We start from the raw sequence: 25,373 nt of genomic DNA on the forward strand, positions 1-25,373 counted from the left end.
CGGTGTCAATGCCGCCTGGAAAGCCTCGCGAAACGCTGAATCCGTAGTCTTGCGGTGCCGATTTTGCGGGGTTTTCACCACGGAACATGTGGAAGCGAGTCGGCGGACTCTTGCGCGGGAGTCACGCCATATTGTAGCGTTTGGCCTGTCAGATACGACATCTCGTGCAGCGGTTCTGATCCTCTAAGTCCTCATGTACCGGCGTAAACGTTCGGGCGTCAGTAGCGCGCCCGGCGAGCCTTAAGGGATTCTGGCGGCACGGGTTTTTCAAGGCTTAGGCATTCGCTGTGAGGCCCCAGGATGGCGGCGCGCAGCGAGGGAAAGGGTGCAATGACGGTTTTGACCTGGTCCGACGATCGCGTCGAGCAGCTGAAAAAGCTCTGGGAGGCCGGACTTTCGGCCAGCCAGATCGCGGCCGAGCTCGGCAATGTGACCCGCAATGCCGTGATCGGCAAAGTGCACAGGCTCGGCCTGTCGGGCCGCGCCAAGAGCCCATCTTCGGCCGCGCCGCGGCCGCGCAAGGCGCGCCCAGCACAGCACATGATGCGGGTGACCCGGCCGATCTCGCGCGGCAACACCGCGCTGGCGCAGGCCTTCGAGGTCGAGGTGGAGGCCGAACCGGTCACCTACGACAACGTGGTGCCGATGAGCCAGCGGCTGTCGCTGCTGGAATTGAACGAGGCAACCTGCCACTGGCCGGTCGGCGATCCATCGAGCCCGGATTTCTTCTTCTGCGGCGGCAGGGCGCTGTCCGGCCTGCCCTACTGTGCCCAGCACTCGCGCGTGGCGTATCAGCCGGCCGCGGATCGGCGGCGGGCGCCGGCCAAGCCGAGCACGCGGTGAGTTTGTTCTGAGATCGAAACGGCAGCCGTCACGCGATGACGGCTCTACAAATCCGATGTCGTCCCGGACAAGCGCGCCTCAAGCGCGCGTAGATCCGGGACCCACAGCCACCGCAAGCTGTGGCTACGGGGACTCGAAGTTACTTTTTTAGCGCAACAATCACTCCCTGTGCTATGGGTCCCGGATCTGCGCTTACGCTTGTCCGGGACGACAGTGAGAGTGTGGCAGCCGCCTGCTAAAGCAACACCGCCTAACTTAGGTCTGCTCCGCCTTCGCAAACCGATCATCCAGCGCATAGCCGGCGCCGCGGACTGTGCGGATCGGGTCCTGCTCGCGGCCGAGATTGAGCAGCTTGCGTAGGCGGCCGATATGGACGTCGACGGTGCGCTCGTCGATATAGATGTCGCGGCCCCAGACGCTATCGAGCAGCTGCTCGCGCGAGAACACGCGGCCGGGATGCTCCAGGAAGAACTCCAGCAGGCGATATTCGGTCGGGCCGAGATCGATCGGCCGGCCAGAGCGCGCCACGCGGCGCTTGTCGCGATCGAGCTCGATGTCGCCATAGGCGAGCACGGTGGCGAGCCGCTCCGGGCTTGCCCGTCGCAAGAGCCCCTTCACGCGCGCGAGCAGCTCCGGCACCGAGAACGGCTTGACGATGTAGTCGTCGGCGCCGGTCGCAAGACCCCGCACCCGCTCGCTCTCCTCGCCGCGCGCGGTGAGCATGATGATCGGGAGTTGCTTGGTCTCGGGACGGGTGCGCAGCCGCCGGCACAGCTCGATGCCTGATAGTCCCGGCAGCATCCAGTCGAGCACGATCAGATCGGGGATGTGTTCCTTGAGGCGGGTGTCGGCGTCGTCGCCGCGCATCACCGTCTCCACGTCATAGCCGTCGCCTTCGAGGTTGTAACGGAGAAGCTCGGTGAGAGCTTCCTCGTCCTCAACCACCATGATGCGTGCGCCCATGTTGTCGTCGCTCCCTCAGGTATTCGGTACCGTCGTGGCGAAGGTCGTCATGTCGCCCTTCGGCCGCTTGTCGGTGATCGCCTGACCCTCGATCATGTAGAACACTGTTTCGGCGATGTTGGTGGCGTGGTCACCGATCCGCTCGATGTTCTTGGCGCAGAACATCAGATGGATGCAGAACGAGATGTTGCGCGGATCCTCCATCATGTAGGTGAGGAGCTCGCGGAACAGCGAGGTGCAGATGGCGTCGACTTCCTCGTCGCCCTTCCACACCGCCATTGCCGCCGGCAGATCATGCGCGGCATAGGCGTCCAGCACCGACTTGACCTGCTGCTGCACGAGGTCGGTCATGTGCTCCAGGCCGCGGAACAGTTTTAGCGGATGGAAGTCCGTCTCCAGCGCCGCAACGCGCTTGCCCATGTTCTTGGCGAGGTCGCCGATGCGCTCGAGATCGGTGGCGACGCGCATGGCGCCGACAATCTCGCGCAGATCCACCGCCATCGGCTGGCGGCGGGCGATGGTGAGCACGGCGCGCTCCTCGATGCGCTTCTGCAGCGCGTCGAGCTCGGCGTCGGTGGTGACGACGCGCTGGCCGAGCGCGACGTCGCGGCGGATCAGCGCGTCGACGGAATCGACGATCATGCGCTCGGCGATGCCGCCCATCTCGGCGACCAGGCGGGTGAGCTCCTGGAGGTCGGTGTCGAAGGCCTTTGCGGTATGTTCAGTACCCATGTCCCGTCTCCTCAGCCGAACCGGCCGGTGATGTAATCCTGCGTACGCCGGTCGCTCGGCGACGTGAAGATCTTGCTGGTGTCGTCGAACTCGATCAGTTCGCCGAGATACATGAAGGCGGTCTTGTCGGAGACGCGCGCCGCCTGCTGCATGTTGTGGGTGACGATCGCGATCGTGTAGTTCTCGGACAGTTCCTGGATCAGCTCCTCGACCTTGGCGGTCGAGATCGGATCGAGCGCCGAGCAGGGCTCGTCGAACAAGATCACTTCAGGCCGCACCGCGACCGTGCGGGCGATGCAGAGGCGCTGCTGCTGGCCGCCGGAGAGCGACAGGCCCGAGGCGTTGAGCTTGTCCTTGACCTCGTTCCACAGCGCGCCGCCGCGCAGCGCCTTCTCGACCCGGTCGTCCATCTCGGACTTCGAGATCTTCTCGTAGAGGCGGATGCCGAAGGCGATGTTCTCGTAGATCGTCATCGGGAACGGCGTCGGCTTCTGGAACACCATGCCGACCCGGGCGCGCAGCAGATTGAGGTCGAGCTTGGGATCGAGAATGTTGGTCTGGTCGAGCATCAGCTGACCGGTCACGCGCTGGCCCGGATAGAGGTCGTACATCCGGTTGAAGATGCGCAGCAGGGTCGACTTGCCGCAGCCCGACGGGCCGATGAAGGCCGTGACGCGGTTGGTGCCGAGCGTCAGGTTGATGTTCTTCAGCGCGTGATGCTCGCCGTAATAGAAGTTGAGGTTGCGCACCGTCACCTTGGCGGGCGCTTCCGGCAGCGGATGCGAGGCCAGGTGACCGTTGGAACTCACGGATACGGACAGGTCGGTCATTTTGCGGTCCTCTCGGCACCGAGGATGCGGGCGCCAATGTTCAGGGCAAGCACGGTGAGCGTGATCAGCAGTGCGCCGCTCCAGGCGAGCTGCTTCCAATAGGCGTAGGGGCTCTGCACGAAATTGTTGATGGTCACGGGCAGGTTCGCCATCGTCTTGTTCAGGCCGAGGCTGAAGAACTGGTTCGACAGCGCGGTGAACAGCAGCGGCGCGGTCTCGCCGGCGACGCGGGCGGTGGCGAGCAGCACGCCGGTGATGAGGCCGGAGCGCGCGGCGCGGTAGGCGATGCGCTTGATCACCAGTGAGCGCGGCAGGCCGAGCGCGGAGGCCGCCTCGCGCAGCGCGTTCGGCACCAGAAGCAGCATGTCCTCGGTGGTGCGCAGCACCACCGGGATGACGATCACGGCGAGCGCGAGGCTACCGGCGATCGCCGAGAAGCCGCGCATCGGCACCACCACGGCGCCGTAGATGAACAGGCCGATGATGATCGAGGGCGCCGACAACAGGATGTCGTTGATGAAGCGGATCACCGAAGTCAGCTTGTCGTTACGGCCGTATTCGGCGAGATAGGTGCCGGCGAACAGGCCGAGCGGCGCGCCGATGCCGACGCCGAGCACGGTCATGATCAGCGAGCCGACGATGGCGTTGAGCAGGCCGCCTTCGGACGCGCCGGGCGGCGGCGTGTTCTCGGTGAAGACCTGGAGGTTCAGGCCGCTAAGGCCGTTGTAGAGCAGCGTGATCAGGATCAGCGCGAGCCAGGTGACGCCGAAGGCGGCGGCGGCGATGCAGAGCCCGCGGATGACGATGTCGGTGCGGCGGCGGCGTGCGTAAATCGGGTTCATGTCACTTCCCCGCCTTCTGTTCCAGGCGCAGCAGCATCAGCCGCGCGGCCGCGAGCACGAAGAACGTCAGCACGAACAGGAGCAGGCCGAGCAGGATCAGGCCGGACTGGTGCAGGCCGTCACTCTCGGCGAACTCGGAGGCGATCGCCGCCGAGATCGTGGTGCCCGGCGCGAAGATCGACGAGGAGATCCGGAACGAGTTGCCGATGATGAAAGTCACCGCCATGGTCTCGCCGAGCGCGCGGCCTAGCGCCAGCATGACGCCGCCGATGATGCCGACGCGGGTGTAGGGGATCACCACGCTGCGGACGACTTCCCAAGTGGTGCAGCCGACGCCGTAGGCGGCCTCTTTCAGCACCGGCGGCACCGTCTTGAACACGTCGACCGAGATCGAGGTGATGAAGGGCAGCACCATGATGGCGAGGATCAGCGCAGCGTTGAATAGGCTGAGATAGGACGGGGGACCTGCGAAGATCGCCCCCAGCACCGGGACGCCGTCGAAGACCCTGATCATGAAGGGCTGGAAGGTGTTGGCCAGGAACGGGCCCAGCACGAAGAAGCCCCACATGCCGTAGATGATCGAGGGGATGCCGGCGAGCAGCTCGATCGCCATGCCGATGGGGCGGCGCAGCCATTGCGGGCAGAGCTCGGTGAGGAAGATCGCAATGCCGAGACCGACCGGAATGGCGATCAGCATCGCGATGAAGGAGGTGACGAGCGTGCCGTACATCGGCCCGAGCGCGCCGAGCACGGGCGGATCGGCCGAGGGCGCCCAGCGCTGCGTCCACAGGAACGACAGGCCGTATTCCTTGATCGCCGGGAAGGCGCCGACGATCAGCGAAATGATGATGCCGCCGAGGATCAGCAGCACCGAGATCGCGGAAAGCCGCGTGATCCAGTAGAAGGTGACGTCGCCGAGCTTGAACGCGCTCAAGGCCTTGGCGCGGTCATACGGTCCGGCGTCGTCGATTACATCGCTCTGAACAGCCATCTCTGCCACGCCGATCCCCTGTACCCGTTCTATATACGCTTGTTGCCGGACTTGTGCCCCGGATGCGGCGCGAGCTGCGAAGCGGCGCGACGCTGATCCGGGGCCCGGTTCTTGTCGGTCCCGGCGCTGCGCAGCAGCGTTTCACGCTGCAGCGCGTCCGGGCCATTCGCTTCAGCTCTTGATCTCGGCAGCCCAGGTCTTCTCGATCAGCTGGACGACGCTGTCCGGCATCGGGATGTAGTCGAGCTCTTCAGCCGCCTTGCCGCCGTTCTTGAACGCCCAGCGGAAGAACTTGATGGCTTCCTGGGAGGCAGCCTTGTCCGTCGCAGACTTGTGCATCAGGATGAAGGTCGCCGCCGTGATCGGCCAGGACTTGTCGCCGGGCTGGTCGGTCAGGATAACGTAATAGCCGGGAGCCTTGGCCCAATCGGCGTTGGAGGCGGCGGCCTGGAAGGCCTCGACGGTCGGCTGCACCGGCTTGCCGGCCTTGTTGACGAGACCGGTGTAGGTCAGCTTGTTCTGCTTGGCATAGGCGTACTCGACATAGCCGATCGAGTTCTTGGTCTGGCTGATGTTGCCCGACACGCCTTCGTTGCCCTTGGCGCCGACGCCGACCGGCCACTCGACCGCGGTGCCCTCACCGACCTTGCTCTTCCAGTCCGCGCTGGCCTTGGAGAGGTAGTTGGTGAAGTTGAAGGTGGTGCCCGAACCGTCCGAACGGCGGACCACGGTGATCGCCTCCGCGGGCAGCTTGACGTTCGGATTGAGCTTCTTGATCGCGGCGTCGTCCCACTTGGTGATCTTGCCGAGATAGATGTTGGCCAGCGTCTCGCCATCGAACACCAGTTCGCCGGGCTTCACGCCCTCGAGGTTGACGACGGGGACGATGGCGCCCATCACCATCGGCCATTGGACGAGGCCGTCCTTCTCGAGCTGCTCGGCCTTGAGCGGCGCGTCGCTGGCGCCGAAGGTCACGGTCTTGGCCTGGATCTGCTTGATGCCGCCGCCCGAGCCGATCGACTGGTAGTTCAGACCGTTGCCGGTCTCCTTCTTGTAGGCGTCAGCCCACTTCGAATAGATCGGGAACGGGAATGTCGCACCGGCACCCGTGATGTCGGCTGCAAACGCCGCCGTCGTCGATGCGGCGACCAAGCCGGCAGCGACGATAGTTTTGAGGAAATTCATGCTGGTCTCCATACAGGGGAGCGAAGCGCCATCCGCGCCCGATCGCGCTCCCCGCGCCGCCCCTTTAGGAGCGGTCGGCTGTGCTTTTACGAAGGTTTCGTGACAGCTGGATGACACCCTCAAGCGCTTGGAATCGCTTGATTTTCACATCGATGCCGGAGGCCTGGCCTGGGGAAAACAAGCGGTAAAAGTGGCGCCCTGTTTGGGTACGCTTTCGATCAGGAGCCGGCCGCGATGACGGTTAAGAATATGTTTCACCAGCGATAATCCGAGCCCGGTTCCACCCTGCGAGCGGCTGTCGCCAACGTCGACCCGGTAGAAGCGCTCGGTCAGCCGGGGCAGGTGCTCCGGTGCGATGCCCGGACCGAAATCCCGGACCATGGCCCGGATTTCCTGAGATCCATCAGTGGCCGCGCTTGACGTCAGCGACACGATGACGCGTCCGCCCGAGGCGCCGTATTTGAGCGCGTTCTCGATCAGGTTCTCGAACAGGCGAAGCAGCTCCTCGCGGTCGCCCGCGATCATCACGGGGGCTTCCGGCAGATGGGTCTCGACATCGACCTGGCGTTCCCGCGCCAGCGGCTCGAGCCCGTCGGCGACCTGGAGGATGATAGGCAAGAGGTCGACCAGCGTGTCGGGGCGGACATGGGCCGACAGCTCGACCCGCGACAGCGACAGCAGATCGTCGATCAGGCGCGCCATGCGGGTGGCCTGATTGTGCATGATGCCGAGGAAACGCTCGCGCGCCTTTGGATCGTCCTTGGCCTGGCCCTGGAGCGTGTCGATGAAGCCCGACAGCGCGGCGAGCGGGGTGCGCAGCTCGTGGCTGGCATTGGCGACGAAGTCGGCCCGCATCTCCTCGACCCGCCGCAGCGGCGTCTGGTCGTGGAAGGTCATCAGCATGCATTTGTCGGCGCCGCCGAAGGTGGTCGGCACCGGCACCGGCGTGATCATGAGCTCCATCCAGCGATCGACCGGTACATGGTCGAGATAGGTCGCGCGGCGCGGCTCGGTGGTCGCGATCGCCTCGCGCAACGCCGTGATGATCTCCGGCGAGCGCAGCGCGAATTGGGCGAGCTCGTTCCTGCGCAGCGCCGGCGCAAGCTGGGCGGCGGCGGCATTGAGATGGATGACGCGGCCGGCGCGGTCGAGCAGCACCGCAGGATCCGGCATGCCGGCGACGACGGCGGCCACCGCTGCGCTCTCGACCGGGTTGATGCGCCTGACGTCGTCGCGCGAGGCTGTGGGATCGTGCAGGCGCCAAGGGATCAGCGCCGCGGCTGCGATACAGAGGAACACGATCGCGGCGTGCAGCGCCGACAATTCGCCGAGCGAGACCACCACTGACAGCGCCAGCGCCGCCGCGATCAGGATGATGGTCGAGTGCCGCAGCCGATCGGACCAGGGCTGGGTGTTGGGAGAAGATGGGGCGTCAATCGCCATCGGGGAGGGCTTCTCCTTAAAGGCTTGCGCCGCTCAGGCGCCGCTGTCGCTGCGCTCTCTCACATAAGCGGCCTCACGCGCGGGGCCGGGATCGAGCTTGAGCGCCGCCTGCTGCAAGCGCTTCGAACGTGCGCCGATGATAACTTCGCGAAACGTCAGCAAGATTACAGATAGAACGAAGGGGGACAGATAATAGAGGACGCGGAACAGCAGCATCCCGCCCAAGAGCTCCTCGCGGTCCATCTGCCAGAGGCCGACCAGCATGGCGGCGTCGAACACGCCAAGACCTCCCGGCGAATGGCTGGCAAAGCCGAGCAGCGTCGCCGAGACGAAGATCACCGCCACCACCACGAAGCCGAGATTGGGTTCGTCCGGGACCAGCACGTACATCGCGAGCGCGCAGAAACCGAGATCGACGATGCCGATCGCGATCTGGAGCAGCGTCAGCGGGCCGCCCGGCAGCACCACGGTCCAGGGCCCGCGGCCGACCACCCGCGGCTGGGTCCAGACCCACACCACATAGGCGACCAGCCCCACGATGATCATCATCGCCAGCGTCCGGTTCAGCCAGGGCGGCAGCTGGTCAATCGCGGCGGCGGCCTCCGGATGGTAGGAGATGCCGAGGCCGAGCACGGCGGCATTGCCGAGCCAGAAGGTCAGGCCGGCGAGAAAGCAGATTTTTGCGACGTCGATCGCGTTCAGCCCATAGGCCGAATAGATGCGGTAGCGCACCGCGCCGCCGGTGAAGACGCTGGCGCCGACATTGTGGCCGATTGAATAGCTGGTGAAGGCGGCGAGCGCGTTGATCCGGTAGGGCACGTGGGAATGCCCGATCGCGCGCGTGGCGAACAGGTCGTAGAAGGTCAGGGTGAAATAGCCCGCAGCCACGAACAGCGCCGCCATCGCAATCTGGCTCGGCTCGGTGCTCTTGATCGCCTCCAGAACCTCGTTGCGATCGATGCCGCGGAGCATGTGGTAGAGCACATAGCAAGCGATGCCGATGACCGCGACGCTGATCACAACTCCAAGCTTATGCAGGATTTGCTTCTGGCGCAGAAACGTCGTCGCCCTGCGTATGGCTTCCAGCATCTAGACCTCGAACAACGCTTCAGCGGCCAGGTTGGCCGGCAGACAGGCGGACGACGCACCGGCACTCAACGACCCCTCGCCGCCGGCTTCGGCATCGCGCATGCCCCCTGCCCTTCCACTAGCGCGTTTTCGGGCGAAGTGGAATTCGCCAATTCGAACAAAAACACGTGCCTTCAATATTTTAGGCAGGGGTGCGGGCTCCTGATGCACGGTTTGGCGCTTTCGGCGGCAAGGCTTGACGCGAATCTCCCTTGGCAATCCTGCGCAGACGCCATGAAGTTTTGATGATTTCAACCGCACAATGTTCCGTCACGGCTTAAGCCGACGTCAATCTATGGGGCGCGCCGGCCACCCATCCGTACGAGTGAGGGTGCACGGCAATGTCACAGGGCAGCCGGCGGCGCGCTTCGCGAGACCACCCGGTCGCGTAGCCATGCACCAATGGTGCAACCCACGAGATAGCACGCGAACATGATCAGGCCGAGGTCGAGCCAATAGCCGAAACGGCCGGGGACCACATGTGACAACGAAGCTGCGACCAGACCCGCGGCAAGGGCGGCAAGCCACCGCGCGGTCACCTTCGAGGTGCCGTTGCCGCGCTGGACCACCGAGATCCAGCCCATGCAAAAGCCCAGCAGCAGCGAGCCGATCAGCCAACCCATATGGAACGAGACGAGGTAGGGCATCATCACCTCACCAGAAATTCGATGCGGCGGTTCTGCGCCTTGCCCTCGTCGGTGTCGTTGCCGGCGAGGGGCTGCGTGCTGCCGTGGCCGACCGCAGTAAAGCGGCTGGCGGGCAGGCCGGCCTTGACCAGATAATCGAGCACCGCCTGTGCGCGCTTCTCCGAGAGAGCCTGGTTGAAGGAGTCCTCGCCGTCGGCATCGGTATGCCCGACGACCTCGATATTGGTGGTGGGGCAGCGCAGCGCCGTCTCGATCAGATGGTCGAGAATGCCGGCGGAATCCGGATCGATGTCGGCGCGCTTCGCCGCGAAGCGGATCTTGCCCTTGCCCAGGAGGTCCGAGAACAATTGCTGGCACACCGTGCCGTCGACCGGGCCTGCCGCAGGCTTCACCGTGATCTCCGGCTTGTATTGCCAATTCTTCGGAAAGTCCTTGCCGAGCCCTGCGCGGATGTCGTTGGCAGCACCTTCATAGAGCGCATCGCCCGACAGCTTCACCTCGCGATCCGAGACCACGAGTGTGCCGGTGGACAGCCGCGACAGCGCGCCGAGCGCTGCGACCACGGCGGTGTTGAAGGCGCCGGGCGCGCCGATGCTGGCCTTGAGATTGTCGACGACCTTCTCGTTGAAAAACTTTCGCGCGGCGCTGGTTGCGATCGCGGCGTGGATGGTTTTGTCCGGGACGTAGCCGGTCAGCGTCACCGTCGCGGCCACCGGATCCTTGTAGGCCTGGAAGATGTAGGGCGGCGCCTTGACGTCGTTGGCGGCGATCGAAAAACCCTCGGGCAGGTTCTTCAGCGCGGCCGCAATCGCCTCGCGACCGCCGAGCTCGCGCGCCATGCCCGACAGATTGACCTTGGTGTCCGTGATCGTGATCTTGCCGTCCTTGAGCTTGCCGATCTGGTCGAGCAGCAACGTCGCGGCGGCCTCGAACCGTGGCGGCGCACCGCGCGCCAGCCCCATCTGATCGGTCACCTCGACGCCGGCGACTTCCTTGCGCGCCGCCTCGGTCAGCCGCGCCCGCATCGAGGGCAGCGGCGCGGAGCCCGACAGGGTCACCCGCACCACGTCACGTTCGGCATTCCAGACGAAGGGTTTGGCCTCGGGAACAAGGCGGGTCCGGTCGTCGACCAGCCGCACACCGGGGACGGTTTCGACCGCCGTCACGGCGTCCCGGCGCCCCTCCTCGGAGAAGGCGTCCGCGGCCAGGCTGACGTCGCGGCCGTCGACCGCGATCCGGGTCTTGTCCAGAACGGTATCCTTCAGCGCTGCCGAGCTGCGGGCCGCCAAGTCCGACTCGACCGGCAAGGTGTTATTCCAGGCCGCAAATCCCCACATGACGGCCAGGGGGATCAGCCCCGGCCACCATTTGCTGGCCCACCTGAAAAGCTTCTGCATTCGACGACCCGAACTCTGGAACCGGAGACAAAACAAACCCTTGGCGGGCTGTCAAACCGGAAATGGTGCCCTTGTGGAGGCCCTGCGTGGACAACCGGAATAACTTTTTCTTCAAGGGTCCTTCCGTAAGTTGTGGGCGGAATGCCCGGGGGTCCGCCAGCCTGCAATGAAACAACTCCGCAACAACGTCATCCGCGCCGGGCTGGAAGCGCTCTATTTCAGCGGCGCTCATCACCTGCTGCGCCCGCTCTTGTCGGGCGTCGGTGCCATTTTCATGCTGCACCACGTGCGGCCGGCCCGTAAGGCTGCATTCCAGCCGAACCGGCATCTCGAAGTCACCCCCGATTTCCTGCGCGCCACGCTGTGCCATTTGCGCTCACGCGACATCGACATCGTCGGCATGGACGAGCTGCATGAGCGGCTGGCGCAGGGCCGGTTCGCCCGGCGGTTCGCCGCCTTCACGCTCGACGACGGCTATCGCGACAATCTGGACTATGCGCTGCCGGTGCTGCGCGAATTTGACGCGCCTTTAGCGGTCTATGTCGCAAGCGATTTTGCCGAGGGCAACGGACGTCTGTGGTGGACGGCGCTGGAAGCCGTAATCGCCAAGGCCGAGCACATTGATGTGCAGATCGGCAAGTCCGCGTTGCGGCTCGATGCGACGACACTTGCGGCCAAGCAAGCGGCGTTCGACCGCCTGCACGACTGGCTGCGCGCGCTGCCGAACGAACATGACCTCAAGCGCGAGATTGAGGCGCTCTGCACCAAGCATGACGTCGATATGGAAGCGCTGTGCCGCAGTCTCTGCCTGTCCTGGGACGAGGTGAAGACGTTGGCCGCCGATCCCCTGGTCACGATCGGCGCGCACAGCATCAGCCATAGCAATCTCGCCAAACAGGCGGCGGAGATCGCCACGCAGGAAATGGCGATGAGCCGGGCACAGATCGAACAGGCGCTGGAGCGCCCCGTGCTGCATTTTGCCTATCCCTATGGCGACCGTGAAGCGGCCGGTGAGCGCGAATTCGCGCTTGCTGCGGCAGCCGGATTCAAGACCGCGGTGACGACGCGGCCCGGTATGCTGTTCGCCGAGAACGCCGGCCACATGACCGCGCTGCCGCGCGTCTCGCTCAACGGCAACTACCAGGACAGGCGGATTCTGCCAGTGCTGACCTCGGGCGCCGCGACCGCGATGTGGAACGGTTTTCGCCGGATTGCGGCGGCGTAGCCGTCAAGCTCCGCCGTCGTGGCAAACCTCAGGCGTCGTCCTGGCGAAAGCCAGGGCGACGACGGGGGCGCATTCCTTGACTCTCCCCGGGCACCGGCTCACACAGCCTCCAACCCAAGGGAGGCACCATGTTCAACGAACTGTTCTCGCTCAAAGGCCGCGTTGCGCTCGTGACCGGCGGCTCGCGTGGCATCGGCAAGATGATCGCGGCGGGATTTCTCAGCGCCGGCGCGGCAAGGGTCTACATCACCGCGCGCAAGGCGGGGCCGTGCGAGGAGACCGCGAAGGAGCTCACCGCGCGATATGACGGCGAATGTATCGCGCTGCCGATCGACATCTCCACGGTTGCCGGCGCCGAGCTGCTGGCCAGTGAATTTGGGAAGCGCGAGCCGAAGCTCGACATCCTCGTCAACAATGCCGGCGCGGCCTGGGGCGCGGCGTTCGACGAATTCCCCGAAAGCGGCTGGGACAAGGTGATGAATCTGAATGTGAAGGCGCCGTTCTTCCTGACCAAGGCGCTGGCCGGCCCCTTGCGCGCGGCAGCTTCCGCCGAACGGCCGGCGAAGGTGATCAACATCGCCTCGATCGACGGCATCTTCGTCAATCCGATGGAGACCTATTCCTATGCCGCGAGCAAGGCCGGGCTGATCCACCTGACCCGGCGTATGGCGGTGAAGCTGATCTCGGATCATGTCGTGGTCACGGCGATCGCGCCGGGCCCGTTCCAGTCCGACATGAATCGCGCTGCGCGCGATCATGGCGACGAGGTCGCAACGCGCGTGCCGGCGGGGCGCATCGGCACCGACGAAGACATGGCGGGCGCCGCGATCTATCTCGCCTCGCGCGCGGGAGACTACGTGGTGGGCGCGACCATCGCGGTCGATGGCGGCATCGTCTATGCGAACCCAGGGATCAAGGGGAGCGGATGGGATAGTTGAGGGTGAGGCACCGGCGGTGCGCTCCCTCGCCCCGCTCTTGCGGGGAGAGGGTTGGGGTGAGGGGCCCCTCTCCGCGGACGAGATTGTCGACGCACCTGTACCCCCTCACCCGGATCGCATCTGCGATGCGATCCGACCTCTCCCCGCAAGCGGGGAGAGGTGAAGAAACTTACGACTCGATCTTCACATACTCGAAATCGCCGGGCTTGTTGTCGATGCCGACCTTCGGCGGCGAGATCCAGGAGGCGAACTTGCCGGTTTCGGTGACGGGCTGCATCAGGGAGGTGATGAAGTCGCCGTCGCTCGCCGACGGCAGCCACTCGTCCTTGCGCTTCGCCCAGGTGGCCTCGTCGATCAAAATGCCGTCGGGCGTGGCGTGGATGTCCTTGAACTCGCCGATGTGGCGGTGGAAGGCGACGTTGGGCAGGGTCAGCTTGTAGTCGTAGCCCGCGGTCGAGATCACCTTGTTCCAGCGCAGCATGCCCTTGACGCAGTCCTGGCTGTAATCGTCGCGCAGGCGCATATTGAGCGCGGTCAGCGCCGGCTCGTCGACCAGCTTGATCTCGCCGTTAATGAACTTCAGCACCGGATAGGTAGCGTTCTTGAGCTGGTGATCGTCCTCGATCTGGGTCTCGTGATAGCGCCCCTTGATGCCGGCATTGAAGGCATTGGCCGCGTTGGTCGAGACCTCAGAGCCGAACAGGTCGAGCGACAGCGTATAGTGCAGGTTCAGCTTCTTCTGGATGGTCGGCAGGTCGATCACGCCGAGCGCGCGGACTTTTGCGATGTCGGTCGGGTCGGTGATGCCGGCTTCGCGCATCGCATCGCAAGTGCGCTGCACGACGCGAGTGATGCCGGTCTCGCCGACGAACATGTGGTGCGCCTCTTCCGTCAGCATGAAGCGGCAGGTGCGCGACAGCGGATCGAAACCGGACTGCGCGAGTGAGTGCAGCTGCATCTTGCCGTCGCGGTCGGTGAAATAGGTGAACATGAAGAAGGACAGCCAGTCCGGCGTTGCCTCGTTGAAGGCGCCCAGCATGCGCGGCGCATCGGCATCGCCGGAGCGGCGGCGCAGCAAATCATCGGCTTCTTCACGGCCGTCGCGACCAAAGTACTTCTGAAGCAGATAGACCATCGCCCAGAGGTGACGGCCTTCCTCGACGTTGACCTGGAACAGATTGCGCATGTCGTAGAGCGAGGGCGCGGTCTTGCCGAGATGGCGCTGCTGCTCGACCGAGGCGGGCTCGGTGTCACCCTGGATCACGATGAGGCGGCGCAGCATGGCGCGATGCTCGCCCGGCACTTCCTGCCAGGCCGGCTCGCCATAGTGCTCACCGAACGGCACGACGCGGTTCTCTTCCTGCGGCGCCAGCAAGATGCCCCAGCGATACTCGGGCATACGGACATAGTCGAACTTGGCCCAGCCGCGCGGATCGACGGAGTAGGCGGTGCGCAAGTATACCAGCGATTCCTGGAAGCCCTCGGGCCCCATGTCGCTCCACCAGTCCATGTAGCCGGGGTGCCAGCCTTCCAGCGCCTTGAGCACCTGGCGGTCTTCGGCGAGATTCACGTTGTTCGGAATCTTGGTCGAGTAGTCGACGTTCATGATATTCATGTTCATGGCCGTGCTCCTTGCGATTTCGTTCCGTCATGCCCGGCCTTTGTGCCGGGCATCCACGTTCTTGCTTCCTTGAGCCAGGGACGTGGATGGCCGGGACAAGCCCGGCCATGACGCAGTGAATGTCGTTACACCCGCGTCATATCGAATTTCGGCTTCTGCCCGCTGCCGTAGCGGCGCAGCGCGCCTTCCTCGCCGACCGCGTTCGGGCGCTGGAAGATCCAGTTCTGCCAGGCCGTCAGGCGCGCAAAGATCTTTGATTCCATCGTCTCGGGGCCGACGAAGCGCAGGCTCGCTTCCATGCCGGTGAGGCTGTCGGGCGAGAAGCTGGCGCGCTCCTCCAGGAAGACGCGGACTTCATCATCCCAGTCGATGTCGTCGAGCGCGAAGGTGACGAGACCGAGCTCTTCCGCCTGCTCGGCGTCGAGCGCGGTGCCGAGCGTCGCCTCCGCGCGCTCCACGTCGGACGGATCGGCCTGGAAGCGCGATTGAAGCCGCGTCAGGCCGTGGCTCATCGGATACGGGCCGAAATTCATCGCGGACAGTTCGATCGATGGCGGCGGGCGGTTGTCACCCTGGCGCGTGCCGACCAGCATGTAGGAGCGGTCGGCGGCGAACACGAGCTCGGCCAGCGTGCCGGCAAAGCAGGACCCGGGCTCGACCAGCGTCACCAGCGTGCGCGAGGTCACGTCGATGCGCTTGAGGACTCGCTTCCAGTAGTGCCTGATTTCGTTGACCAGCCAGTGCGCCTTGTTGGCTTCGAGGAAGGCGTCGCTGGCAAGCACATGGGCGCGGTCGCCATGGCTCTTGAACACCAGCATGGCGATCTCGAGCTCGTTGATGCGCAAATGCAAAATGGCATCGTCGAGCTCGCGTGCAAGCTGAAGCGGCCAGAACGAAGCCCCTTGCGCCATCATGCCGTCGATGTCGGCCGGCGGCGCCGCTTCCGGCGCCTTGATCGAAATGGTGGCGATGCGCGCTGTGCGATCGATATCGACCGTGACGAAGCCGTAGCGGATGCTGTTCTCGTCGATCAGGCGCTTGAGCGGCGCCAGCGCGATGCCCTTGCCGCTGCCCTTGCGCTTCGAGGCGGCCGCGAATTCCTTGGCGCGCTCGGTGATCTTGGCCTCGAGCTTCGAGTTCGGCGCGATCTCATCGACGAGGCGCCATTGCACGGCGCGCTTGCCCTTCACGCCCTCCTCGATGGTGCAGAAGAAATCGGCGTGGTCGCGGCGCACTTTTCGCTTGTCGACGACGCGTGTCAGCCCGCCGGTGCCGGGCAGCACCGCGAGCAGCGGCACTTCGGGCAGCGCAACAGCGGACGAGCCGTCGTCGGCGAGGATGATGTGATCAGTCGCGAGCGCGAGCTCATAGCCGCCGCCGGCCGCCGAGCCGTTCACCACCGTGATGAAACGCTGGCCGGAATTCTCCGAGGAGTCCTCCATGCCGTTGCGCGTCTCGTTGGTGAACTTGCAGAAATTGACCTTGTGGGCGTGGGTGGAGCCGGCGAGCATGCGGATATTGGCGCCGGCGCAGAACACGCGGTTTTTGGCCGAGCGCATCACGACGACCTTCACCTCGGGATGCTCGAAGCGCAGCCGCTGGAGCGCATCCGCGAGCTCGATGTCCACACCTAGATCGTAGGAATTGAGCTTGAGCAGATAGCCCTCGAACAGGCCGCCATTCTCGTCGACGTCCATGGTCAGCGTCGCGACGTCGCCATCGACCGCGAGCTTCCAATGCCGGTAGCGGGACGGATCAGTCTGGAAATCGATGAATGTCGCGCCGCCTGCGAGGCGCCGATCTTCCCCGGCCATGGGTCACACCCCTGAGCTTGATTATGCAATTTCGCCGTAGCGTTAGATGCACAATAATGCATCTTTTTGAATGCGTCTAGCCCCCTAACAGCCATTATATGCACTTTGTTTCATGCCTGGTCCAAGGCCGCGCCGATGTTGCGGGCCCGCTCCGGTCTGGGCGAGTCTCGGAGCGTCACACCGCTGCCGCCATCATGCGGCGCGTCCTTGCAGTCCCTGATCGTCGCGCAGGGCCGCTGTCGCAAATTGCCCAATCGCCTCAAGCGTCGCCGCCGGCGCCTCGCGATGCGGGGAATGCCCCGCGCCTGGAATGATTTTCAGATCGACCGGGCAGTAGCACTCCTGCTGCGCAATCTCGACCTGACGCAGGGTGCCATATTGGTCGTCCATGCCCTGCAGGACCATGACGGGAACGCGGATGTAGGCGAGGTATTCGGAAATGTCCCAGTCGCGGAATTTCGGATCGAGCCAGGCGCCGTTCCAGCCGTAGAAGGCATTGTCGACATCCTGATGCCAGCGCGCGAGCTTTGCCTTGAGGTCCGTGGACTCGTAGGCGGTCTTGATTGCAGAGATCGATTTCACCGAGATGTCCTCGACGATGAAATGCGGCGCGATCAGCACGAGACCGCTCAGGCGATGATCCTGATGCGCGCCGGCATAGATCGTCGCGATCGAGGCGCCGTCGGAATGGCCGAGCAGGAGGCCGCGCTTGAAGGAGATCGCGTCGAGCAGCTTCGGCAGCACGTCCAGCGCCTCGCGCTGCATGTAGTCGAGTGGTCGCGGCAGCGCGACCTTGCTCGACTGGCCGTAGCCTGCCCGCGAGTAGACGAAGATGCCGGCGCCTGTGGCTTGCTGAAGCTTGTCCGGGAAGTCGCCCCACTGCCCGACCGAGCCGAGGCCTTCATGCAGCATGACGATGGTGGGCGCGTCCGGGTTCAGCGGCGCGAGCCATTTGTATTCGAGGCGGGCGTCGCCGATGCTGAGGAAGCCGGTGGGGGTGAGGTTGATCATTGTCGAATTCCCATTCCTAGCCACTGCCGAGATGCCCACCCTCCCCTGGAGGGGGAGGGTCGATTCACAGCGAGCGTAGCGAGATGTGAAGCGGGGTGGGGTGACAGTCTGTCCACGGATGCGGTGCCCGCGTGGAGAGATCACCCCACCCCGCTTCGCATTGCGCTTTGCTCCATGCGAAGCGACCCTCCCCCTCCAGGGGAGGGTAAGGCGCGGCGAGTGCGGTACGCTCAGCACCCAGCATCAATTCGCCCCTTCCCGCAGCTTGAACCGCTGGATCTTCCCGGTCGCCGTCTTCGGCAGCGAGTCCACCACATCGATCCAGCGCGGATATTTCCACGGGCCGATCTTCTGCTTGACGTGCTCCTTCAGCATCTCCTGAAGATCGTTCGTCGTCGCGCCGGGGCGCAGCACGACAAAGGCCTTTGGCTTCAACAAGCCTTCCGGATCGGCCTCGGGTACGACGGCGGCTTCCAGCACGGCGGGATGCGTGATCAACGCGCTCTCGACCTCGAAGGGCGAGACCCAGATGCCGGAGACCTTGAACATGTCGTCTGCGCGGCCGCAGAAGGTGTAGCGGCCATCAGTGTCGCGGACATATTTGTCGCCGGTCCGTGTCCACGGTCCCTCGAAGGTGCGGCGGCTCTTGTGGCGCTGATTCCAATAGCCCTCGCCGGCGGAGGGGGCATCGACCAGGAGCTCGCCGACCTCGCCGTCAGCCACATCCTGGCCGGCCTCGTTGACGAGCCGCACCGCATAGCCCGGCACCGGCTTGCCCGAGGAGCCATACTTGATGTCGCCGGGTGCGTTCGACAGGAAGATATGGAGCAGCTCGGTCGAGCCGACACCGTCGAGAATGTCGACACCGAAGCGTGCCTTCCAGCTGTTGCCGACGGACTCCGGCAGCGCCTCGCCGGCCGAGGTGCAGATGCGCAGCGCCTTGCCGCCGCGCTCATTCTTCATGGTCTCGTCGTTGAGCATGGCCGCGAACAATGTCGGCACGCCGTAGAAGATCGAGGGGTTGTAACGGTTCATCAGGTCGAACATGCGTGCCGGTGTCGGCCGCTCGCTGTTCAGAATCACCGTGGCGCCGACCGACATCGGGAAGGTCAGCGCATTGCCGAGGCCATAGGCGAAGAACAGCTTTGCGGCGGACAGGCAGACGTCGTTCTCGCGGATGCCGAGCACCTGTTTTGCGTAGGTGTCCGCGGTCGCCTGCAAGTTCGAATGCAGATGGCGCACGCCCTTGGGCATGCCGGTCGAGCCCGAGGAATAGAGCCAGAAGGCAGGCTCGTCGGGATGCGTCGCCGCGGTAGTGAACTGATCGCTCTCGCCGGCGATCTCCTCGGCGAGCTGCTTGTGGCCGTTCTGCTTTGCACCGGAGACCACGACATGCTCGAGATCCGGCATGCGGCCGACGACGTCCTTGATGACGGGATAGAGCGCCTCGGACACGAACAGCACGCGCGCGCGGCAGTCGGCGAGTATGTAGGCGTATTGGTCCGCGGTCAGCAGCGTGTTGAGCGGCACCGGCACGATGCCGGCGCGGATCGCGCCGAGGAATACGATCGGGAAATCGACCGTATCAAGCATGATCATCGCCACGCGCTCCTCGCGGCGAACGCCGAGCCGACGCAGCATGTTGGCCGCGCGGCGGCTCTCACGTTGAAGCTCGCCATAGGTGAGCTGCGAGACGGTGTCGTCGAAGACGAGCTTGCCTCCCCTGCCCTCCTCGACGTTACGGTCGAGCAGCCAGGTCACCGCGTTGTAGGATCCCTCGCTCACGGACGTCTCCCCGAATTTAGAATTATAATTCATAGAAAGACACCACAGCGGCTTGCTGTCAATGCCAGCAGGCACTATGTTTCATTAAAACGCGCCGCAGGACATCCGCTAAAGAAGCCTCATGACCGAAAGTCCCTACGCCGAATCCCGATTTCTCGAACAGCTCGGCCAGCGCGTACGCACCATGCGCGCGCTGCGCGGCATGTCGCGCAAAGTGCTCGCCAAAGTATCGGGAATTTCGGAGCGCTACATCGCGCAGCTCGAGAGCGGCAAGGGCAATGTCTCCATCGTGCTGCTCCGCCGCGTCTCCGACGCGATGGGCGCACATCTCGAAGACCTGCTTCCCTCGGCGGATCCGACGCCGGACTGGCAGATGTTTCGCGATCTGTTGCGCAAGGCGACACCAGCGCAGATCGCGCAGGCCAAGGACCTGCTCGCCGGCGGCAGCGCGTCTGCGCCGCGGCGCGCGCCGTTCTGCGGCATTGCGCTGATCGGCCTGCGCGGCGCCGGCAAATCCACGCTCGGCCGGATGCTGGCGAAGAAGATCGGCTGGAGTTTTGTCGAGCTCAACAAGGAGGTCGAGCAGCAGAACGGGCTCTCGGTCGCCGAGATCATCGCGCTCTACGGCCAGGAAGGCTTTCGGCGCATGGAGCAGGCGGCGCTGCAGCAGCTGCTCGCGCGCAACGAGCTGATGGTGCTGGCGACCGGCGGCGGCATCGTCTCCGAGCCCCTGACCTTCGATCAGATCCTGTCGTCGTTCTACACGATCTGGCTGAAGGCCGAGCCGGAAGAGCACATGGCCCGCGTCCGCCGCCAGGGCGATCTGCGCCCAATGGCTGACGATCGCTCAGCGATGGCCGAGCTGCGCAACATCCTCTTGAGCCGCGAGCCGCTGTATTCGCGCGCGACGGCGGTGGTGGATACCGCGGGCCTCTCCGTCGACGCGGCGGCCGCGCGGCTAATCGACGCGGTGCGCCCGGTGCTGCAGAACGAAGCGCGCAGTTTTGGATTGCGCAGCGTGGCGCTGTAAAGATGACTGACAGCACCGTCACTATCTCCATGTTCGAGCGGATCGGCGGCAGTGCCACGATCGAGCTTCTGGTCGATCGCTTCTACCAGCGCATGGACACGCTGCCGGAGGCGAAAGTCATCCGCGCGATGCATGCGGCCGACCTCGGCCTGATCAGGGACGTGCTGAAGCGCTATCTCACCGAATGGACCGGCGGCCCGCGGCTTTACTCTGTCGAGAAAGGCCATCCGCGGCTGCGACAGCGCCACATCGGTTTTTCCATCGGCGATGCCGAGCGCGACGCGTGGATGGTGTGCATGCGCGGCGCGTTGGAGGAGACGGTGGCAGATCGTGCCGCGCGGCAGGATCTCGACAAGGCGCTGTCCGGCCTCGCCGACTGGATGCGCAACCGGAATTGATCCGAGCGTGGAGCTCCCGACCTTTAGCCCGCCCACAGGAGCTGCGACGCGGTTAGATCGACCAGTAATGCGGATGCGGATAGGGCCGCGAGCGGTCGCCCCAATCGAACGCGTCGCCGTCGAATTCGCATGGGCCGCTGCTGAGCTGGTCCAGCGTCACCTCGGCCTGGAAGGCCTGACGTCCCGGATCATATTTCAGCGCGCTCCACTGCAGAGGATAGTGGTGATGAGTGCCGAGCAGCCGGCCGGTCTTGATCACGGCGTAGGCGACGGTTCCGCTCACCTTGTCGAGCATCAATCGCTCGATCGTGCCGAGCTTGCTGCCGTCACTCCCATAGACGGCGACGTGCTCGACGCGATCACTGGGAACCATGGTGTGTTGCATGGCGTGCTCCCTGATCTTGTTCGGATAGCATTATAGCACAGACGGCGGCGTGTAGGACGGCTCTGCGTCAGCCCAGTCCGCTCTTGCGTTGCACCTAAAGCTACAGAAGTTGCGAGCGCACCGCCTCCGCGCCGTCGCGCAACAGCGGCAGGAAGCGATCGAGCAGCTCCTGAGCGGGCACGCGGTCGACATGGGCGCCCATGTTGATGGCGGCAACGATCACGCCGTCGTAACGGCGGACGGGGACCGAGATCGAGCGGAAATGCGGCTCCGCTTCGCGGTCAACCAGCGAGTAGCCCTGTGCGCGGTCGGCGCTGATGCGCGCGAGCAGCGCCTTCGGATCGGTTTCAGTCTGCGGCGTCAGCGCCTCGCGGTTCATCGCATTCAGGCGCGCGGCGAGATCGGCATCGTCGAACTGGCCGAGCATGGCGCGGCCGACCGAGGTGCAGAAGGCCGGCAGCCGGTAGCCGATCTCCAATCCGCCCGAAAACACCCGCGTCGGACCGCCGCGGGCGATAAACACGACGTCATCACCATCGAGCACCGCCAGCGAAGAGATTTCCTGCGCCGCGATTGCGATGCGATCGAGCACGGGCTGAAGCACGGCGATGATCTGACTCGAGCGCAAATAGGATGTAGCCAACGTCAGCACATGCGGCGTCAGCGAGAACAGCTTGCCATCGCCGGAGACGTAACCGCCGCGCTGGAGCGTGAGCAGCATGCGCCGCGCCGTGGCGCGCGGCAGATCGGCGGCACGGGCGAGATCGCTCAGCGTCATCGGGCCGGCCGTGGCGCCGAAGCACTGCAGCAGCCGCAAACCACGATCGAGGCTCTCGACGAAATCCGTCGCGCGCTCGTCACTCTCGCTGCGCTTCAGCTTGGGCATGGCTTCGGGACAATCCTGCAAAATAGTGCTTGCTGCAGCTCCAAGGCATGTCATAATTCGCCCATTCGTTCAATAGGCGAACAGACGCCCTCCACAAGGATGCACGCGCCATGATGAGCCAGGAGCAGAACGACCTGATCACCCGCACCGGTCCGAAGGATCCTTGCGGCAAGTTGATGCGGAGTTATTGGCAGCCGGCGGCGCTGGTGGACGAGCTGGAGGGTGCGCGGCCGATCCGTCCCGTAAAACTGCTCGGCGAGAGCCTGGTGCTGTTCCGCGACGAGCAAGGGCGTTACGGCCTGATCGATCGCCACTGCGCGCATCGCGGCGCCGACCTCGCCTTCGGGCGGCTCGAACATGGCGGACTGCGCTGCGCCTTCCATGGTTGGCTGTTCGACGCCACCGGTCAGTGCATCGAGACTCCGGCCGAGCCGAAGGACTCAAAACTCTGCCAGAACATCCGCCAGCGCTCCTATCCCGTGATGGAGAAGAGCGGCATCCTCTGGGCTTATCTCGGCGAAGGTGAGCCGCCGGCATTCCCGGAGATCGACTGCTTCGTTGCGCCGGGCTCTCACACCTTCGCCTTCAAGGGCCACATGGCCTGCAACTGGCTGCAGGCGCTCGAAGTCGGCATCGATCCCGCGCACGCCTCCTATCTGCACCGCTTCTTCGAGGATGAAGACACTTCCACCGCCTACGGCAAGCAATTCCGCGGTGCCTCGGCCGGCTCGGACCTGCCGATGACCAAAATCCTGCGCGAATATGACCGCCCGATCATCAATGTCGAGCACACCGAATACGGTCTCAGGCTGATCGCACTGCGCGAGATCGACGAGGAGCGCACCCATGTGCGCGTCACCAATCAGCTCTTCCCGCATGGCTTCGTCATCCCCATGAGCACGGAGATGACGATCACCCAGTGGCACGTGCCGGTCGACGACGAGAACTGCTATTGGTACGCGATCTTCACCAGCTACACCAACCCGGTGGACAAGACGAAGATGCGCGAGCAGCGGCTCGAGCTCTATGAGCTGCCCGACTACAAATCGCGCAAGAACAGCAGCAACGATTACGGCTTCGATCCGCACGAACAGCAGACCGCGACCTACACCGGCATGGGCACCGACATCAACGTCCACGACCAGTGGGCGGTGGAATCGATGGGCGCGATCCAGGACCGCACCAAGGAGCATCTCGGTCAGAGCGACAAGGCGATCGTGCAATATCGCCGCCTGCTGCGGCAGGAGATCGAGAAGGTTTCGGGTGGCGAGAAGCCGATGCTGTTCCTGAACGAAGCCAACGCGCGCAGCATCCAGGGCCCGGCGACCATGGACGGCATCGGCCCGACGCGGGGCTGGGAGACCTATTGGATGGAAGTCGACGTCAAGCGCCGCCGCGGCGCGCCATGGACTGCGCCGGTGCCTAAGGACATTGCCGACAACGTGCATCGGCTGACGGCGGCAGAGTGACCTTAGTGCATCGAAGCCGTAGGGTGGGCAAAGGCGCAAAGCGCCGTGCCCACCATGCTTTCTTTCAGACGATAGGCACGCGGTGGGCACGCTGCGCTTTGCCCACCCTACGGTAGCGGAGTCAACGTGATGGCCTATCCTCGTCATTGCGAGCGCAGCGAAGCAATCCAGAAATGCCCCCGCAGAGAGACCCTGGATTGCTTCGCTACGCTCGCAATGGCGGAGTATGTTGCAGCAGCTTCGCGTCGAACGACTAGAGGAGTGGAGAAGTGACTTTCGTCGCGCGTCATGGGCTGTGGTCGGATGAGCAGAGGGACGCGGCGACGCGCATGCGCCGCATCGTCGAGGAAAAGAACCTCGAGGTCATTCGCCTCGCCTTTCCCGACCAGCACGGCATCTTGCGCGGCAAGACCATCATCGCCGCCGAAGCTCTCGCCTCGCTGGAGAGCGGCTGCTCCATCACCACCACCATGCTCGCCAAGGACACCTCGCATCGCACGGTGTTTCCGGTATTCACCTCAGGCGGCGGCTTCGGCATGAAGGAGATGGAGGGCGCGGCCGACGTGCTGATGGTCGCCGATCCCACCACCTTCCGCGTTTTGCCTTGGGCGCCGGCGACGGGCTGGGTGCTGTGCGATCTCTATTTTGGCGACGGCCGTCCGGTGCCGTTTGCAACCCGCGGACTCTATCGCAAGGTGCTCGATGAGCTCGGCATGCGCGGCTACGATTTCGTTGCGGGCCTCGAAGTCGAATTCCACATCTTTAGACTCGACGACCCGCATATGCGCCCGGAAGACGCAGGCCAGCCCGGCACGCCGCCTTCGGTGAGCTTGCTCAGCCACGGCTATCAATACCTCACCGAGCAGCGCTTCGATCAGATGGAACCGGTGCTGGAGATTTTGCGCCGCGACATCGTCGCGCTCGGATTGCCCTTGCGCTCGGTCGAGGTCGAGTTCGGGCCGAGCCAGTGCGAGTTCACCTTCGCGCCGAGGAAAGGGCTCGAACCGGCCGACAACATGGTGCTGTTCCGCTCCGCCGTGAAGCAGATCGCGCGCCGGCATGGCTATCACGCCACCTTCATGTGCCGGCCGAAACTGCCGAACGTGTTCGCGAGCGGCTGGCACCTGCACCAGTCGATCGTCTCGCGCACGACTGGCGAGAACCAGTTCATGGCCAAAGAAACGGCAAAGAAAACGGCAAAGGACGACGGCGAGCCGCTTAGCGCGTTCGGCAAGGCGTACCTGGCCGGCCTGCTCGACCACGCCCGCGCCTCCACCGTGTTCACCACCCCGACCATCAACGGTTACAAGCGCTACCGCTCCTATTCGCTGGCGCCGGACCGCGCGATCTGGGGCCGCGACAATCGCGGCGTGATGATCCGCGTGCTCGGGGCGGCCGGCGATGCGGCGACGCGCCTGGAAAACCGCATCGGCGAACCCGCTGCCAATCCCTATCTCTACATGGCCTCGCAGATCCTGTCGGGCCTCGACGGCGTCGATCGCAAGCTCGATCCGGGCCCCTCCGCCGATACCCCCTACGAGACCAAGGCGCCGCTCCTGCCGAAATCGCTGCGCGATGCGGTTTCCGCACTCAAGGACGATCCGTTCTTCCGCGAAAAGCTCGGGCCTGAATTCGTCGACTATTACACCCACATCAAGAACGCCGAGATCGATCGCTTCCTCGCCGAGGTGACCGACTGGGAGCACCGCGAATATTTCGAGGCGTTCTGATCCGTGGGCGCCGTCGTTCCGGATCGCGCGAAGCACCAGACCCGGAACAGCGAGATTCCGGGGTTCAGTCCTGCGGACCG

23 protein-coding genes are annotated in these 25,373 nt (G+C 64.5%); 7 read left to right on the top strand and 16 right to left on the bottom strand.

The features are described 5' to 3' along the window. Window positions 1–330 precede the first annotated feature (330 nt). The gene (locus tag LRP30_RS42080; RefSeq protein WP_091885401.1) at window positions 331–843 is read left to right on the top strand and encodes a GcrA family cell cycle regulator; all 513 of its coding nucleotides are present in this window, start codon (window positions 331–333) and stop codon (window positions 841–843) included. A 255-nt stretch (window positions 844–1,098) separates the two neighbouring features. Here the strand turns inward: LRP30_RS42080 and phoB are convergent, their stop codons facing one another. The 10 genes from phoB to LRP30_RS42130 all read right to left on the bottom strand — a co-directional run bounded on the left by phoB (window position 1,099) and on the right by LRP30_RS42130 (window position 11,001). After that, the gene (phoB, locus tag LRP30_RS42085) at window positions 1,099–1,806 is read right to left on the bottom strand and encodes a phosphate regulon transcriptional regulator PhoB (RefSeq protein ID WP_008143479.1); all 708 of its coding nucleotides are present in this window, start codon (window positions 1,804–1,806) and stop codon (window positions 1,099–1,101) included. A gap of 15 nt (window positions 1,807–1,821) precedes the next feature. Then, on the bottom strand, window positions 1,822–2,538 hold the full coding sequence (gene phoU / locus LRP30_RS42090) for a phosphate signaling complex protein PhoU (protein WP_091884957.1): 717 nt from the start codon (window positions 2,536–2,538) through the stop codon (window positions 1,822–1,824). A gap of 11 nt (window positions 2,539–2,549) precedes the next feature. Beyond that, the gene (pstB, locus tag LRP30_RS42095) at window positions 2,550–3,368 is read right to left on the bottom strand and encodes a phosphate ABC transporter ATP-binding protein PstB (protein ID WP_091884952.1); all 819 of its coding nucleotides are present in this window, start codon (window positions 3,366–3,368) and stop codon (window positions 2,550–2,552) included. Further along, window positions 3,365–4,210 (bottom strand): phosphate ABC transporter permease PstA, encoded by an 846-nt coding sequence (pstA, locus tag LRP30_RS42100; protein WP_128955834.1) that lies wholly within the window; start codon window positions 4,208–4,210, stop codon window positions 3,365–3,367. The genes pstB and pstA overlap by 4 nt, the downstream gene beginning before the upstream one ends. 1 nt (window position 4,211) lies before the next feature. Continuing rightward, a complete protein-coding gene (gene pstC, locus LRP30_RS42105) occupies window positions 4,212–5,201 on the bottom strand; it encodes a phosphate ABC transporter permease subunit PstC (protein WP_164934782.1) in 990 nt (329 codons plus the stop codon). A 171-nt stretch (window positions 5,202–5,372) separates the two neighbouring features. After that, a complete protein-coding gene (gene pstS / locus LRP30_RS42110; RefSeq protein WP_091885397.1) occupies window positions 5,373–6,386 on the bottom strand; it encodes a phosphate ABC transporter substrate-binding protein PstS in 1,014 nt (337 codons plus the stop codon). Between the two features lie 144 nt (window positions 6,387–6,530). Beyond that, window positions 6,531–7,829, bottom strand: coding sequence for an ATP-binding protein (locus tag LRP30_RS42115; protein ID WP_249758656.1), 1,299 nt, complete (start codon window positions 7,827–7,829; stop codon window positions 6,531–6,533). A 33-nt stretch (window positions 7,830–7,862) separates the two neighbouring features. After that, window positions 7,863–8,918, bottom strand: coding sequence for a lysylphosphatidylglycerol synthase domain-containing protein (locus tag LRP30_RS42120; RefSeq protein WP_128940209.1), 1,056 nt, complete (start codon window positions 8,916–8,918; stop codon window positions 7,863–7,865). Window positions 8,919–9,301: 383 nt separating this feature from the next. Next, the gene (locus LRP30_RS42125) at window positions 9,302–9,604 is read right to left on the bottom strand and encodes a hypothetical protein (protein WP_249761959.1); all 303 of its coding nucleotides are present in this window, start codon (window positions 9,602–9,604) and stop codon (window positions 9,302–9,304) included. 2 nt (window positions 9,605–9,606) lie between these two features. Further along, window positions 9,607–11,001 carry an OmpA family protein gene (locus tag LRP30_RS42130; protein WP_249758657.1) on the bottom strand — a complete coding sequence of 465 codons (1,395 nt, stop codon included), beginning with the start codon at window positions 10,999–11,001 and terminating at the stop codon, window positions 9,607–9,609. Window positions 11,002–11,167: 166 nt separating this feature from the next. Here LRP30_RS42130 and LRP30_RS42135 point away from each other — a divergent pair, with 166 nt between their 5' ends. Next, window positions 11,168–12,226, top strand: coding sequence for a polysaccharide deacetylase family protein (locus LRP30_RS42135; protein WP_128936895.1), 1,059 nt, complete (start codon window positions 11,168–11,170; stop codon window positions 12,224–12,226). A 128-nt stretch (window positions 12,227–12,354) separates the two neighbouring features. Beyond that, a complete protein-coding gene (locus LRP30_RS42140; protein ID WP_249758658.1) occupies window positions 12,355–13,164 on the top strand; it encodes an SDR family oxidoreductase in 810 nt (269 codons plus the stop codon). A gap of 169 nt (window positions 13,165–13,333) precedes the next feature. On the opposite strand, the gene boxB is transcribed toward LRP30_RS42140, so the two are convergent. The 4 genes from boxB to LRP30_RS42160 form a co-directional block, all read right to left on the bottom strand. Then, complete coding sequence (gene boxB / locus LRP30_RS42145) at window positions 13,334–14,785, bottom strand: benzoyl-CoA 2,3-epoxidase subunit BoxB (RefSeq protein ID WP_249758659.1); 1,452 nt, start codon at window positions 14,783–14,785, stop codon at window positions 13,334–13,336. A 125-nt stretch (window positions 14,786–14,910) separates the two neighbouring features. Further along, window positions 14,911–16,599 carry a 2,3-epoxybenzoyl-CoA dihydrolase gene (gene boxC / locus LRP30_RS42150; protein WP_249758660.1) on the bottom strand — a complete coding sequence of 563 codons (1,689 nt, stop codon included), beginning with the start codon at window positions 16,597–16,599 and terminating at the stop codon, window positions 14,911–14,913. Between the two features lie 192 nt (window positions 16,600–16,791). Continuing rightward, complete coding sequence (locus LRP30_RS42155) at window positions 16,792–17,610, bottom strand: alpha/beta hydrolase (RefSeq protein WP_249758661.1); 819 nt, start codon at window positions 17,608–17,610, stop codon at window positions 16,792–16,794. Between the two features lie 243 nt (window positions 17,611–17,853). Beyond that, the gene (locus LRP30_RS42160) at window positions 17,854–19,395 is read right to left on the bottom strand and encodes a benzoate-CoA ligase family protein (RefSeq protein WP_128936900.1); all 1,542 of its coding nucleotides are present in this window, start codon (window positions 19,393–19,395) and stop codon (window positions 17,854–17,856) included. 121 nt (window positions 19,396–19,516) lie between these two features. On the opposite strand from LRP30_RS42160, the gene LRP30_RS42165 reads away from it, so the two are divergent. Together LRP30_RS42165 and LRP30_RS42170 are read left to right on the top strand one after the other, a co-directional pair. Beyond that, window positions 19,517–20,425 carry a helix-turn-helix transcriptional regulator gene (locus LRP30_RS42165; protein ID WP_249758662.1) on the top strand — a complete coding sequence of 303 codons (909 nt, stop codon included), beginning with the start codon at window positions 19,517–19,519 and terminating at the stop codon, window positions 20,423–20,425. A gap of 2 nt (window positions 20,426–20,427) precedes the next feature. After that, window positions 20,428–20,823, top strand: a complete 396-nt coding sequence (locus tag LRP30_RS42170; protein ID WP_249758663.1) for a group II truncated hemoglobin — start codon at window positions 20,428–20,430, stop codon at window positions 20,821–20,823. 52 nt (window positions 20,824–20,875) lie between these two features. Here LRP30_RS42170 and LRP30_RS42175 read toward each other — a convergent pair whose 3' ends face one another. Continuing rightward, entirely contained in the window at window positions 20,876–21,208 is a 333-nt protein-coding gene (locus LRP30_RS42175; protein ID WP_128936903.1) for a PRC-barrel domain-containing protein, read from the bottom strand. Window positions 21,209–21,308: 100 nt separating this feature from the next. After that, window positions 21,309–22,094, bottom strand: a complete 786-nt coding sequence (locus LRP30_RS42180) for an IclR family transcriptional regulator C-terminal domain-containing protein (RefSeq protein WP_249758664.1) — start codon at window positions 22,092–22,094, stop codon at window positions 21,309–21,311. Window positions 22,095–22,204: 110 nt separating this feature from the next. Here LRP30_RS42180 and LRP30_RS42185 point away from each other — a divergent pair, with 110 nt between their 5' ends. Beyond that, on the top strand, window positions 22,205–23,563 hold the full coding sequence (locus LRP30_RS42185) for an aromatic ring-hydroxylating dioxygenase subunit alpha (protein WP_249758665.1): 1,359 nt from the start codon (window positions 22,205–22,207) through the stop codon (window positions 23,561–23,563). A gap of 269 nt (window positions 23,564–23,832) precedes the next feature. After that, entirely contained in the window at window positions 23,833–25,293 is a 1,461-nt protein-coding gene (locus LRP30_RS42190; RefSeq protein WP_249758666.1) for a glutamine synthetase family protein, read from the top strand. The last annotated feature ends 80 nt before the right edge of the window (window positions 25,294–25,373 follow it).

Source organism: Bradyrhizobium sp. C-145 (genome assembly GCF_023375135.1).
In the GTDB taxonomy this organism is placed as follows: domain Bacteria; phylum Pseudomonadota; class Alphaproteobacteria; order Rhizobiales; family Xanthobacteraceae; genus Bradyrhizobium; species Bradyrhizobium zhanjiangense.

Coding starts and splice junctions, on each gene's coding strand:
- LRP30_RS42080 (WP_091885401.1), top strand. CDS start 331: ATGACGGTTTTGACCTGGTCCGACGATCGCGTCGAGCAGCTGAAAAAG.
- phoB (WP_008143479.1), bottom strand. CDS start 1,806: ATGGGCGCACGCATCATGGTGGTTGAGGACGAGGAAGCTCTCACCGAG.
- phoU (WP_091884957.1), bottom strand. CDS start 2,538: ATGGGTACTGAACATACCGCAAAGGCCTTCGACACCGACCTCCAGGAG.
- pstB (WP_091884952.1), bottom strand. CDS start 3,368: ATGACCGACCTGTCCGTATCCGTGAGTTCCAACGGTCACCTGGCCTCG.
- pstA (WP_128955834.1), bottom strand. CDS start 4,210: ATGAACCCGATTTACGCACGCCGCCGCCGCACCGACATCGTCATCCGC.
- pstC (WP_164934782.1), bottom strand. CDS start 5,201: ATGGCTGTTCAGAGCGATGTAATCGACGACGCCGGACCGTATGACCGC.
- pstS (WP_091885397.1), bottom strand. CDS start 6,386: ATGAATTTCCTCAAAACTATCGTCGCTGCCGGCTTGGTCGCCGCATCG.
- LRP30_RS42115 (WP_249758656.1), bottom strand. CDS start 7,829: ATGGCGATTGACGCCCCATCTTCTCCCAACACCCAGCCCTGGTCCGAT.
- LRP30_RS42120 (WP_128940209.1), bottom strand. CDS start 8,918: ATGCTGGAAGCCATACGCAGGGCGACGACGTTTCTGCGCCAGAAGCAA.
- LRP30_RS42125 (WP_249761959.1), bottom strand. CDS start 9,604: ATGCCCTACCTCGTCTCGTTCCATATGGGTTGGCTGATCGGCTCGCTG.
- LRP30_RS42130 (WP_249758657.1), bottom strand. CDS start 11,001: ATGCAGAAGCTTTTCAGGTGGGCCAGCAAATGGTGGCCGGGGCTGATC.
- LRP30_RS42135 (WP_128936895.1), top strand. CDS start 11,168: ATGAAACAACTCCGCAACAACGTCATCCGCGCCGGGCTGGAAGCGCTC.
- LRP30_RS42140 (WP_249758658.1), top strand. CDS start 12,355: ATGTTCAACGAACTGTTCTCGCTCAAAGGCCGCGTTGCGCTCGTGACC.
- boxB (WP_249758659.1), bottom strand. CDS start 14,785: ATGAACATGAATATCATGAACGTCGACTACTCGACCAAGATTCCGAAC.
- boxC (WP_249758660.1), bottom strand. CDS start 16,599: ATGGCCGGGGAAGATCGGCGCCTCGCAGGCGGCGCGACATTCATCGAT.
- LRP30_RS42155 (WP_249758661.1), bottom strand. CDS start 17,610: ATGATCAACCTCACCCCCACCGGCTTCCTCAGCATCGGCGACGCCCGC.
- LRP30_RS42165 (WP_249758662.1), top strand. CDS start 19,517: ATGACCGAAAGTCCCTACGCCGAATCCCGATTTCTCGAACAGCTCGGC.
- LRP30_RS42170 (WP_249758663.1), top strand. CDS start 20,428: ATGACTGACAGCACCGTCACTATCTCCATGTTCGAGCGGATCGGCGGC.
- LRP30_RS42175 (WP_128936903.1), bottom strand. CDS start 21,208: ATGCAACACACCATGGTTCCCAGTGATCGCGTCGAGCACGTCGCCGTC.
- LRP30_RS42180 (WP_249758664.1), bottom strand. CDS start 22,094: ATGCCCAAGCTGAAGCGCAGCGAGAGTGACGAGCGCGCGACGGATTTC.
- LRP30_RS42185 (WP_249758665.1), top strand. CDS start 22,205: ATGATGAGCCAGGAGCAGAACGACCTGATCACCCGCACCGGTCCGAAG.